Annotated in this window: 14 protein-coding genes; 12 read left to right on the top strand and 2 right to left on the bottom strand. The window is 40.4% G+C overall.

Annotated features, from left to right (window positions below; translation table 11 throughout):
- Positions 1-243: 243 nt before the first annotated feature.
- Complete coding sequence (locus ACZ449_RS12610) at positions 244-525, top strand: DUF1294 domain-containing protein (RefSeq protein ID WP_464261339.1); 282 nt, start codon at positions 244-246, stop codon at positions 523-525.
- 158 nt (positions 526-683) lie between these two features.
- Positions 684-857 carry a hypothetical protein gene (locus tag ACZ449_RS12605; protein ID WP_464261338.1) on the top strand — a complete coding sequence of 58 codons (174 nt, stop codon included), beginning with the start codon at positions 684-686 and terminating at the stop codon, positions 855-857.
- Between the two features lie 17 nt (positions 858-874).
- On the opposite strand, the gene ACZ449_RS12600 is transcribed toward ACZ449_RS12605, so the two are convergent.
- Entirely contained in the window at positions 875-2350 is a 1476-nt protein-coding gene (locus ACZ449_RS12600; protein ID WP_464261337.1) for an RNB domain-containing ribonuclease, read from the bottom strand.
- 302 nt (positions 2351-2652) lie between these two features.
- Positions 2653-3099 carry a DoxX family protein gene (locus tag ACZ449_RS12595; protein ID WP_464261336.1) on the bottom strand — a complete coding sequence of 149 codons (447 nt, stop codon included), beginning with the start codon at positions 3097-3099 and terminating at the stop codon, positions 2653-2655.
- A gap of 617 nt (positions 3100-3716) precedes the next feature.
- Between ACZ449_RS12595 and ACZ449_RS12590 the strand changes: the two genes are divergently transcribed.
- The 10 genes from ACZ449_RS12590 (at position 3717) to ACZ449_RS12545 (ending at position 12424) form a co-directional block, all read left to right on the top strand.
- Entirely contained in the window at positions 3717-5294 is a 1578-nt protein-coding gene (locus ACZ449_RS12590) for a diguanylate cyclase domain-containing protein (RefSeq protein ID WP_464261335.1), read from the top strand.
- A 280-nt stretch (positions 5295-5574) separates the two neighbouring features.
- Positions 5575-5802: a hypothetical protein gene (locus tag ACZ449_RS12585; protein WP_464261334.1), complete on the top strand. Its 228-nt coding sequence runs from the start codon at positions 5575-5577 to the stop codon at positions 5800-5802.
- Positions 5803-6551: 749 nt separating this feature from the next.
- Positions 6552-7049, top strand: coding sequence for a hypothetical protein (locus tag ACZ449_RS12580; RefSeq protein ID WP_464261333.1), 498 nt, complete (start codon positions 6552-6554; stop codon positions 7047-7049).
- A gap of 303 nt (positions 7050-7352) precedes the next feature.
- Positions 7353-7535, top strand: coding sequence for a LexA family protein (locus tag ACZ449_RS12575; RefSeq protein WP_464261332.1), 183 nt, complete (start codon positions 7353-7355; stop codon positions 7533-7535).
- 1 nt (position 7536) lies between these two features.
- Positions 7537-8769, top strand: coding sequence for a DNA polymerase Y family protein (locus tag ACZ449_RS12570; protein ID WP_464261331.1), 1233 nt, complete (start codon positions 7537-7539; stop codon positions 8767-8769).
- 15 nt (positions 8770-8784) lie between these two features.
- Positions 8785-9018, top strand: coding sequence for a hypothetical protein (locus ACZ449_RS12565; protein WP_464261330.1), 234 nt, complete (start codon positions 8785-8787; stop codon positions 9016-9018).
- Positions 9019-9809: 791 nt separating this feature from the next.
- A complete protein-coding gene (locus ACZ449_RS12560) occupies positions 9810-9980 on the top strand; it encodes a hypothetical protein (RefSeq protein WP_464261329.1) in 171 nt (56 codons plus the stop codon).
- 43 nt (positions 9981-10023) lie between these two features.
- On the top strand, positions 10024-10269 hold the full coding sequence (locus tag ACZ449_RS12555; protein ID WP_464261328.1) for a hypothetical protein: 246 nt from the start codon (positions 10024-10026) through the stop codon (positions 10267-10269).
- 1528 nt (positions 10270-11797) lie between these two features.
- The gene (locus ACZ449_RS12550) at positions 11798-11968 is read left to right on the top strand and encodes a hypothetical protein (protein WP_464261327.1); all 171 of its coding nucleotides are present in this window, start codon (positions 11798-11800) and stop codon (positions 11966-11968) included.
- A gap of 93 nt (positions 11969-12061) precedes the next feature.
- The gene (locus ACZ449_RS12545) at positions 12062-12424 is read left to right on the top strand and encodes a diacylglycerol kinase (protein WP_464261326.1); all 363 of its coding nucleotides are present in this window, start codon (positions 12062-12064) and stop codon (positions 12422-12424) included.
- Positions 12425-12655 lie beyond the last annotated feature (231 nt).

The following is a 12655-nucleotide window of genomic DNA, read 5'->3' as shown; positions in this document are numbered from 1 at the left end:
ATAATCGATAAAAGTCGATGCCACTATGCTTGGAGGATACAAGGGGACGGTTCTTGAAGGGTTTAATCGGAAGTTTTGCGCGCAAAAAGGCTCAACTAACAGTTCCCGACTGTCAGTTGAGCCACAAAACTATCTACGCGCAAAATTTTTGATTGCCTCAGAAGAATGGACCCTCTGAAATATTAACTGTTCTACGATTTTTATTTAACGGCAGCAAGATAAGTGATAAGGGGGATCGGCGATATGATTAGCAGCTTTCCACCGTTGTTTGCGCTATTCATTCTATGGAATTTAGCTGCATTTCTGATGGTTATGCTGGACAAGCGCCGGGCTCGCAGGAATGAGTGGCGCATCCGTGAGCGAACTTTTTTCGTTTGTGCTGCAGCCTTTGGAGCGTCAGGGATTTTGCTTGGCATGCACGTTTTCCGCCATAAGATACGCCATAGATTATTTACTATAGGCATACCAGTGTTATGTTTGCTTAATCTTATTGTTGGATATTTTCTCGTGAAGTTAATAGCCTAAGTAAAAACACACGGACACAAACCGTGTTATCGTTATAAAAATTATAAAAATAGATTTGACCCAAAATGGAGAACTACCATTTAACTCCTCTTTACACGAAGAACATTTGTTCTATAATGAAACCAAACGAGCGTTCTGAAAGTAAGGGGGCTTTTTTATTGTCTCGAACCATTTTGCATGTAGACCTAAATTCGTTTTACTTTTGGGGTGGTATTCTCTTAGGTAACATGGGGCTAGTTTTCACATGGCCTTCCAGCCTGTTGCTGCGCCAGAAAAACAACAAAGTGACCAGCATGGCTGAACAACTGCATGTAATGGCTAATGAAAAGTAGGGGGGACTAGGTTTTAGTTAATCTATTTTCTTAAAGTCGATATATCCTTCCTCCACGTTGGTATGAATTAATTTTACCCGAACTCTATGCCCCACGGCCTGGCCGGAAAAGTGTTCCACCAGCCTTCCTTCAACAGGTAGATTCAGCAGACGAACCCATACTCCTTTTTGTGAAGCGCCAGTAATAATCGCATCGAACTTTTCGCCTATTCTAGACTCCAGCAAGATTGCCGCAGCCGATTTTGCAACCTGGCGTTCGACTTTCTGCGCAATATTCTCAGTTTCGGTACAGTGTTTAGCAATCTCTTCTAATTCAGAGATATCATAGGGAATTGGGCTTCCTGAAATTGCAGCCTTTAATAAACGCTGCGTGATTAAATCTGGATACCTGCGATTAGGCGCGGTGGAATGTTCGTAATCCTTGACCGCAAGACCAAAATGCCCGAGGGGGGATTCTCCAGGACGTTCGACGACATATTCTCCTGCGCCTAGCAATTTGATAATACTGAGAGAAAGGTCGGGAAAGCGAAGCGGGTCGGTGTTTTTGGCAACTGCCAAAAACTGAGCCAATGCCCGTGCATCGGCATCCTTGGGCAACACAAAATCGTGCTTGGCGGAAATCTCAACGATTCGATTCCAGTTTCGAGGTGAGCGAACAACACGCCGCAGCGACGGAAATTTCTTAGCTTCAAGGAAACGAGCAGTAACGCCATTGGCTGCAATCATAAAATCTTCGATGAGTTCCCTGGCGCTATTCTTGCTTTGAACTTCTAAATCTTTAATTTCTTGTTCGTCAAACACAGGGTGTGCTTCAATTGTTTCAAAGTCAAGCGCGCCGTGAATGTGACGAAGGTTTTTAAGTTTTTGTGCCACCCGGTGTTGTAGCCGGAGATTATCGGCCAGACCAACTACCTTGCTGATTTCGGGCGGCATTGAGCCGTTGTCGTCAAGCCATGCGGCGACGCTGTTGTACGCAAGTTTGGCCCGATTGCAGACTACCGCTCTATATATATTCGAACTTTTTATAGCTCCGTCATCGGAGAGGTCGATTTCAACGACAAGGGCCAGGCGGTCTTCATCATAATTTAAGGATGTGAGATCGTAAGAAAGCTTTTCGGGCAGCATGGTAAATATCTGTGCGGCTGTATAAATAGAAGTTGTATTATGTCTTGCATGCTCATCAATGGCCGATGATTTTTTCACAAGGGCATCTACATCGGCGATGGCAACAAGGATTTTTACGGCTCCTTCAGGCAACTCAACAGCAACCGTAAGCTGATCCAGGTCCTGCGAATCATCATTGTCAATTGAACACCATAACAAATTTCTTAGGTCACGGATAGATTTATCATCGCTAGGGATTGTTTTGGGAAGTTCGTTCATCTCTGCGATAGCTTGCGATGAAAAATCTGGAAGAAGACTCCTTTCAAGCATAACCCTGCGTGCGATACGTTGCAATCTGGAGCGGTGATGTCCGCTATTTGTTTTACTCATAATGCACCTTCCTGTGTAGAAATTTTCGCCACAATCTTAAAAAAACGGTTCATTTTTGGTATTCATTTGTATAGACGTTCGCCCTTCCTTACACGAAGTTATACGATTACATGAAATATGGAGGTAATTCATGTAGTTGTGAGGAGACTTGTAGAAATTCATAAAGACTAAGATAAAGCCGTGTTATGCTGAAACTATGAACCGGGCGGTAAACTTTCTGCAGCTAATCCTCTACTCAGCAAGCGCAATCACAAAGTTTTCAGAGTTTTTCTTATATAAACATTAGCCTTTACCGGTTATTTTTACTTGGCGTTTTCATTCCTTTGCAGATATTCATCCAGGCTGTATTTGCCCGGCCCGACAAAAAGTGCTGCCAAGAAGCTAAAGCCGTCTTCCAAGGATTGGGATGCCTTCAGTAACCCTTTGTTGTCAATCATCTGGCTGAGAAAGGCAACACCTAAATTGAAGGCAAGTAACAAACTGGCAAGGCGGTAAAATAAGCCTATTGCGATGAGTAAGCCGCCAAAGAACTCGGCAAAACCGCTCATAAACCCCCAAAAAGCAGGTGCGAAAGTTATCCCAAATGTTGCCATGGTTTTTCCTAGTGCAGTCCATTTTTCTATTCCACCAAAAATTTTGGGAAATCCGTGCCACATAAACATGCTGCCAATTCCCAGCCGGAAGAGTAGTAAGCCAATATCCTGATAAGATTTCAGCAGTTGGTTAAAGGCAATATATAAGCTTTTCATGTAATTTCAACCCCTTTGTTAGATATGGTAAGATTATCTTTTGAGATAACTATATATCCAACAATAACCAATGTCAATAAAAAACAATAATCTAATAGCAATTCGGCGCTGGCGATAAATTTATATCGCCAGCGCCGAATTGCTAAATTTTACTTTCAATGGCTTTGGTTACTGTCTGCAGCACCTTTTTCCTGGCATATTCTTTTTGAATTATCCGCTACTAAAAAGAAGGACAGGTACTTTGTCCGCCATCACATGGGTTCTTACGACCTAACAGGTATCTTCAAAGCTTGTCCAGGATAAACATGTGCATTGTTATCTAATTTATTTATCCGTCGAATCTCATACATGACTTCACGGACATCATCCTTGGGAGTTGTGTATTTAGAGGCAATTTGCCAAAAAGAATTTCTGGTTTACATAGACGGTATCATAGTTTATATGTGTTTGTTTTATGGTCACTGTGCGCAATTTGATCCTTATAGCTTGCCTATGGTAATGTAAACGGGCTATCATGTAAAAAGTAGCACTATTTCAGAATTTATCTGCAGGAAATTAATTGAATGTGTCGAAAAAACATGTAAGATTATGTCTACTTTTAGAAAATGGTGAAGCAAATGAAAAACAGCATAAGTATTCCCAAAAGGGTGACAATCAGGTATTTGCAAGTGATTTTACCGGTTATATTTGTTTTGTTTGTATTATTAGCAGGTACTATTTACCATTTAGACAGTAGTAACCAAATGAGAATGAATGAAGATTTTAGTCGAAAAATGCTTGATCAGGCTAATAAAACCCTTAAAACTTGGATTGACGATCAAATTGTTGTTTTATCAACGATTGTCAATGACTCGCGGGTTATTGAGGCTTGTGCAAATCCAACTGATTTAGATGCGGTTGTGAGAGCCAATGATTTCTTACGCTCTTTTCATGATAGAAATAGTTTTTACGAAAATATAGCTTTATCAGCTAACTTGAGTTCGGATTTTAGTTTTGAGTTGACGGCTGTTGACGGCAAGCGCCATATAATTAATCGAGGAGTATTTTTTGCGGATTCATCAAATGGGGATTCCATAGGAAAGTCTAACGGGGAACATCCCATGGCTAAGTCAATCTACGACGAGGGTAAGCCGAATATCATTACCCATGTATATCGCAGCTTGATTTATGGTAATCCAGCGTTTATTATATCTTTGCCGGTTTATAAGAACGGAAAGTTTGTTGGAGCTGCGCATATGGCAATGCCAATGAAATATTTCACCGATAAGTTTGTTAATGACGTCAAGATGGGACAAACAGGTTATATGTTTATGGTGGATGATAAAGGACTTTTAATTTCTCATGTCAATAAAGATTTTATTCTTAGCGAAGAGGCGTCAAATCAATATAATTTCGTGATATCCCGCATTTTGAACGGAGAAATGCATTTCGAGCAGTATATCGATAATATGGACAAGACATATAATGTTATGAAATTTGACTTTCATGGACTAAACCACATCAGCGATTGGTATTTAGTGTTTGTGCAGACTAACAAGGAAATATTGTCTTCTTCTATGCGTTTCATTTGGTTAATCAGTGCATTTTTAATTATAGGATTTTTATTTGTAATCGGCGTTGTCTACTTATCAACAAGGAAACTATTGCACATGGGTTTCCATGATTCGTTGACTGGTTTGTATAACCGAAATTATTTTGAGCAAGAAATCATTCGGATTTCAACAGGCCGCTATAATCCGATTGGATTTATCTCAATTGATGTTGATGGGCTTAAAATGGTTAACGATAATATGGGGCATGGCGCAGGCGATACATTACTAACTACTGTTGGGCAAATTATAAAAAAAAGCTTTCATCATAGTGATATTGTTGTACGCCTTGGTGGTGATGAATTTGCAGTATTAATCCCGGTTACTGATGTAATTTCTGTTCAAAAAGCCTGTCAGAGGCTATATGAACAGATAGTTGAGTACAATATGAAACATTCAACTATTCCAGTTAGTATTTCGATTGGCTGGTCAGTTGGAAATCTGGGCTGTGACAATAGTATACATGAAATTATAGAAAAAGCAGATAATTTGATGTATGCTGAAAAGGAAGGTAACCGCTTGAAATATGCTGCACTTTTTAAAGAATGGTTAGAACAATACGGTCAGAACTATAAAAGAACAAATTTTGGACCCGCGAAATACTAACCGTTTTCCAAATGCAATTTAAACGGATTCAAAGATGGCGGAGACCGCACCCATCAATACAGTGAAGTGGAGAATTGTCAAGTAAATAGATTTAGCTGTTATAAAGCGATACGGAGAACCTCGTTTGTTTAATAGAACTCCTGCAAAATTCATTTGCAGGAGTCAGGAGTTCTGAGGTTTTGTCATTATATATTTGTCAATTCAATGTAAGCGTCAACTCATCGCCACATAGTATATATGCTTCAACCCTGGGGTAATGATCTCAGGGGGGATAAGCTTTATGGAAATTAGAAAAACAAGCAAACGAAAAACCTATTCATCTACTGAAAAAACAGTGTTGCTGGAAGCATATAAAACCAGTGGCATAGTAAAAAAACAATGGTGCAAAGTAAATGCCATTGGATTGAGCATACTTGATCGCTGGCTGAAGCAAGAAAAAAAGCAAACTCAGTTACAGCTTAAACAAAACTGGATTCCCCTTGGGGCAACACATCAGAAGGATACATAGTGACGGTTCTACTGTTTCCTTACTCAAAAGAAGTTTTAAAGAAAAAACACGGCATTTTTCAATGGCCGTGTTTTTTACTTAGTTGCCAATAAGTTTTTATCTGCTTAAAGGCCTAACCGGCACATTTAAAGCTTGCCCAGGATAAACGTTCGCATTTTCATTTTATTTTCATAATCAGTTGATATAATTTTATTACAAAGGAAACATGGTGACGGTTCTGCTGTTTCCTTGCTTAAAAGAAGTATTAAAGAAAAAACACGGCATTTTTCAATGGCCGTGTTTTTTACTTAGTTGCCAATAAGTTTTTATCTGCGTTAAGACCTAACCGGCACATTCAAGGCTTGCCCAGGATAAACGTTCGCATTATTATCTAATTTATTTATCCGCCGAATTTCAAAAACGACTTCACGGACATCAGTTGAGTATAATTTAACACTGGGGAAAATATGAAAAGTGCTCCGGCCCTTGTATCAGGGGCCAAGTACTTTTTTGAGGTTGGAGAGCCACTGCGTAGCAGTTTAGTGACAAATAAACGGCGGGAGTTAAAGTACTAGTTCTGTTTTTATTCGAACAGCAATCCCTCGATATTGTTATGGCAAACACAATCGTATCTTAACTCTGCTAGATTCCCTCCTTTCGTACGAATATTCTGTACTTTACCGCTTAATACTAGGATTAAAGTTTTATGTTATTTTGTCATTGTTGTTAAATTACAATAAACTGTAGCAAATCTAAGGAGGCTTGTAGGCATGCAAAGAAATCCATCGTTCCCATGTAAATTGCTGTATTTCTTTTTGATAGTCCTGATTATGGCGACAGCCGGTTGTGCTGATAGACCCCAAAATCAGCTGCCACCGCCGCCACCACAATCGCAATCTTACACTATGCCAAACACGAACTTAACTATGAATCAGATGAAAAAAGCGCTCGATGATATTGAGACCAAATCAAAAGATAACCAATGGGAGCAGGCTAAGGGATCAGCCAACGATTTATTTAATCTCAACGACCAACTCTCTACTCATATTACTGATGCGAATCTTCGCAATAACCTTCGTCAAAATATTACTGTTTTGAAAGAAGAACTGGAAAAATCTTCTCCTGATCAAAAGATTGTCAGTAATCAAACCAATTTAATTCGAAATATGTTAAAAGACGCTCCCGACAAGATTATGCTATATCAGGGAAAACTCGATTTATGTATGCTGATCACCTTTCCACCGAACATGCTGCTGGTTCTGATTTAATTTTATGATGTCGCATAACCTACAAGTTATTACCGTGGATGATGGCGCCGGTAAGAAGAGCGTCATTAAACGGACAAGTATAGGTGACTTTTCAGTACAGATTACTTCAAACGAAATATTATAAAAAAGTTAAACCCCGTAGGGTGCCGCAGCGGCTTACCCTATGGGGTTAACTTTTTTAATGAATGATACTGTGTTAATTTGGTCGCTCATCTGAGGGGTTTTTCCTTTTATAGCCTCTTTACACCTGCAAACGTTTGTTCTAAAACAATGCCAAACAAATGTTTGCAAGGGGCAATTGTAATGCGTTCAGACAAACCAACAGCAATATTAAAATTTCTACGCGAATACTCGCATTCTTACCCGCCAACTGTCAGGGAAATCGGTGCGGCTGTCGGACTAAAAAGCAGCTCAACCGTACATACTCATTTAAGTGTACTGGAATCTAAAGGCCTGATCGAGCGTAAGCCTGGCTGCCCGCGATAGTATGCGCACCATCCTGCACGTCGACCTAAATAACTTTTATGCTTCTGTCGAGTGCCTTTATAGGCCGGAAATCCGTGATAAGCCAGTAATTGTTTGCGGTGATGCCGAATCACGTCACGGAATAGTTTTGGCTAAAATTCAAATAGCAAAACAAGCCGCTATTAAAACCGGCGAGGTGATTTGGGAAGCTAAGCTAAAATGTCCAGGATTAGTTCAAGTGTCAGCTGATTTTAAAAAGTATCTTCGATTTTCACAAATGGCCAGAGCGATATATGCTGACTACACGGACCAAATAGAGAGCTTCGGTATTGATGAGGCGTGGATCGACGTAACCGGCTCTCTTAAACTGTTCGGATCAGGGCCTAATATTGCTAATATAATCCGGCAGCGGTTTAAAACAGAGATAGGCCTTATTGCATCTGCTGGTGTTTCCTTCAATAAAATATTCGCCAAACTCGGTTCCAACATGAAAAAGCCTGATGCTACAACCGTCATTACGGAGGAGAATTTTCGGGATAAGGTTTGGCCACTGCCAGTGGGCGAACTTTTATATGTCGGTCGATCAACAGGCCAGAAACTTAATAACAGGGGAATCTATACTATCGGTGATCTGGCCAACAGGGATGTACGTAATCTCCGACTTCTCTTGGGAGTATGGGGCGAGACCTTATGGTCGTTTGCTAATGGCTTGGATGATGCACCAGTCAGGAAAAACGGAGAAGAAAGCATCGTTAAATCAGTTGGTAACAGTACCACGACAGTGCGGGATTTGGTGAATAATACGGACGTAAAGCTGATTATTTATGTGCTTGCCGAAAGCGTGGCAGCCAGGCTAAGAAAACACGGTCTGAAATGCAAAACGGTTGCAATCCATGTGAGAGATAAAGAATTATGTTCGTTTGAACGACAGGGGAAATTACCAGTACCAACGTTTATTTCCAGCGATATCGCGGAGAAAGCCATGGTACTATTCACGGCAAACTATAACTGGAGTAAACCCATCCGTAGCCTCGGTGTTTGTGGTGCTGACTTGGTAATTGCTGATGGCCATGTTCAGATTGACTTGTTTGATGGTGATAATTTGGGAGCGGAAAATCTTGAGCAGGCTATTGATAACATTCGACGAAGGTTTGGGCATTATAGTGTCCAGCGCTGCGCGATGCTTTTAGATCGGCAGCTCACTGGATTCAATCCTAAGGATGACCATGTAATTCATCCAGTCTCATATTTTTAATAAAAGGTGTGTTGAATGTGGAAAGTATTTGTGCAGATCACTGCCGTACATGACACGAACGGCATTATAAAACCAACAATACTCCACTGGGCTGATGGCCGGAAATGGGATATTGACAAAGTTTATGATGTTCGTCAGGCGTCGTCGCTAAAAGCTGGTGGCCAAGGATGGCGGTACACATGCCGGATTGCTGGCAAACAGGTATTTTTGTTTTGTGATGAGGGTAAATGGTTTCTTGAAGGGAAATAATAATTAATATAGACAAGTTTATTCCTAATAGGCTGGTAATTCCAATAAGTAAAATCCGTTTTGAATTCATTATCCTAATTCTATCTCCTCTCATAATGGCATCATGGAATGATGCTTTTTCTTTGAGATTCACGCAGTTGGCATCACCTTTTACAAATTGTTCATTTCTTGTAAAATTATGTAATGTTATGTTTAAACAGTTTTTCCTTATTTATCCTCACTTTACACCAGTTAGCCAATCTTGACCGTATCCTTTGGGGTACGGCTTTTTATTTCGCATAAAAAAAGAGCCCGAAGGCTCTAGCTATTATAACGTTTTCTGGGAAAACGAGGGCGGTGATTGAAATGTAAATCCGAGTAAATCTCGATTATAATTTTATTATTCCTAAAGGGTTGCAATTGTCGTTAGGATGTCATAGTAAATTCGCCTGCAATACGATACTAATCCGAACCTACCATATTATTACAATTATGCAATATATTTATATGTGTGTGCCGTCTACCTTCGTGTGGGCGACTTCTTAGCTTTATCCAATAAATTCTAAATAAATTCTAAATAATGGAGTTTATTATTAACTTATGAATTCGTAATCAAACAAAAGGATTGTGGGGTACCTATTCTGTAGCGTGCTTTGATGATATTTAGCCCATGAATCAGCCGTAATGGTTAGGTACTTACTTATAACTTTGTGATTTTATGCCTAGGTAAAAAAAGATTAATAGGTATTGTATAAATTGGTATATTTGCCTTGTAATATTTTACCGAATGAGGTGGATAAAGGAGAGCAAAAATGAAAGCTACTGGAATTGTTAGAAGAGTTGATACCGATAATGATCAAATCATTTTGCGGAAACATAAGCTTGCTTGTGTGTTCTGCAAAAGTAGAGATGAGGTAACTAAGATCAAGGGAAAAAATGTTTGTAAAGATTGTTTTTCAGCCATAAGTCAAAAAGCAGTCTGATAATTCATCAATATTTTCGAGGGTAACTTAGTGGAGGTATCTAATGTATCCGGAGTTAATTAAATCTACGCAAGCATGTATCATGTACATAAAAGAAAAAGGATACTGGCCTAGCTATGAGGAATGGAATGCATATGCTTATAAATATGGTTATTATGATGCAGAAAAATTATCCCGTCTGGGCGTATGGGGCGATTTACGGGAACTGTCTGCCTTGGAGGCTATTAATTCAACCAAAAGATTTAGAAAGACTAAGCTTTTAGGATACAGATATAGCATTAGGGATTAAAATTTAACACGATAAATTCGGCAACATTCACCCGCTAATAATGGACTGGCCGGACGGCCGGAAATTCAAAATCGATAAAATACTGGACGTTCGCATGGCACCGTCACTGATCGGTGGCGGGCATGTATGCAGTATGTTTGTAGGATGCGGAATAAGCAGGTTAACCCTGTTTCATGATGATTTGGATGGGAAATGGTTTATTGAGAAATAGTTTTAGTCCCTGGACATCGACATCACACAGGAGTGCCGTCTACCTTCGGGTGGGCGGCTTTTTATTATAAGGTTCCAGGAGCAAAACCATCCTGTATAGCATAGTATGTAATGTCCCTAATACATAATGAAGGAGGTATGCTTTATGGGATTTGGTAATTTCGGAGGAGGTCGTGATAGTAGCTGTATTATAATCATCATTATAATACTTTTACTATTTTTCTGCTTCAATGATGAATGTAGTCCAACCTGCTAACATAGTTTAATCGTAGCCAAATCCACAACTAAATCTAAAGTACGGCCGCTTAGATTATCGGTTGTGCCATAAGTCGCCTGTCCTTAGGGATGGGTGACTTTTTTATTTTACGGCATAAATTAGCCCCTGGTGTGTGCCAGAGTTGCACTCCAACTTCTTCAACCAATCTTGAAGGGGACAAGGGAAGCTCGAAGAAAGATCTCCACTTGCCAGTCCAAAGATTTATGTGAATATCTATGGCTAAGGACACGTGAATACTGTTTTGAAGAGCCGTGTGCGTTAATAGCGCCCGCACGGTTCCGTGAGGGGGGCGTGTCGCGAGGCAGGCCTCTACTCGACATTGATTCCTCATCTGCTTATATACAAAGAATAGTTCTTTGTATCCGAAAGGCGGATTTGCAAGGTCGCGGATCGCCTCCAGCAATTAAATCCGGAATTTTGCACAAAAATTTCTAGGTGAAAAAGCCGATAATTATCTGCCTTTATGGAGATAGCGAAGGTTTACTAAGTTCCGCATGATGTATAATTGTGAAAGCTTTAGGAGCCACCTTTAAACCGGGAGTTCTTCATCCATTCGCATTGGTTTGCCAATTCGCCTTTGCTCGACTCCTTACCATTTTGGTCGAAGCGTTTCAGCCTATTTCGCTTCTTCCAGCGTAACGATTTCTACAGTGATTCACTTTACGTTCTCCATAGCTTTCTTACCCTAGCAGTTATTCCAGTTTTAGGCTACTCGGATTCCCACATTGTCTTGTGAGCTTTCTAACCCAAACGTTACCGTTCACGCTAGTCATAATAGGGTTACCCCGAATGGATAGGGTAGCCTTTCGGCAATATATCATGCGACTTCTTGTCGCACTTGACTACCCTCGATCAGAATGAAGTATGCATCTTGGGCTAGTGCCACACCGATTACAAGCGTTGCTTAAACCATCTAGAATAAGTCCTTTAGTCATCGGCTATTGACGGAACCCAAGCATTTTTCATTTTATTTTCATAATCAGTTGATATAATTTTATTACATATGCAATCTTTGTGAAGATTTACGCGAGGGGGATTTCGATGAGGCTAGTTGACAACATGAATTATTTTTTCAAATCGAACGGGTTTTCCATCAGTGACCGCAGTGAAATCGCCCAGCCAAAATTCGCTAATATCTGGGTCGTTTCTGATGAAGACTACTGCTGTTTGGCTTTAGCGCAGGCTGGGTCACGGGCTTCTACCAGATGGTAAAAGGAGCTCACTTTCTCAGTCATACTGTTGTTACCATGCTGGGGGTATGGCTGATAATCCTCATGATTTATCGACTGACGGGAGGTGAGGCTGATGAAACCGCAGTACACTTTGTATAGAAATACTCGCTATGCTCTGGCTGGTCTGCTTGACATGCTACAGCATGAAAGCTCTTTTCGCGGGGAAGTGCTGGTCACCGGCCTTTTGGAACTGGCCATATCTTTTGTTGATATGCCTTTTGGCTACATGGGGATACTAAGATTATCCTTGCTTCTCCCGCTGTTTGCTGAAGCCATCAATAGCTCCATTGAACGGACTGTTGATCTTGTGACAACAGAAATCCATCCACTGGCCAAACAGGCTAAGGATTTGGGCAGTGCCGTTGTCTTTATATCTATACTGTTGACTACTCTTATATGGGGCTTTATTTTCTATGATCTGTTCTGCTTAAGATAGAGACTTCGCAAAAAAAAGAGGGGGTTTCCATGAGGGTATTACTTGCCGAAGACGACTTTCATTGATGTTGCTCCAACGCTGTTAGGTTTACTTAATTGTTCCTACACCTCGCGGTTTATGGGTTATGATATCAATATATAAAGAGGGTAAGTACGGTGCGGTTCATTGATAAAGATTAAGCGGAAATCGGGAATAGGATAAGTTGGTATCCAAGGTGTGACGTTATTTTGC

This window comes from Desulfosporomusa polytropa (assembly GCF_055380075.1).
This window is presented reverse-complemented; position numbering and strand designations above follow the sequence as displayed.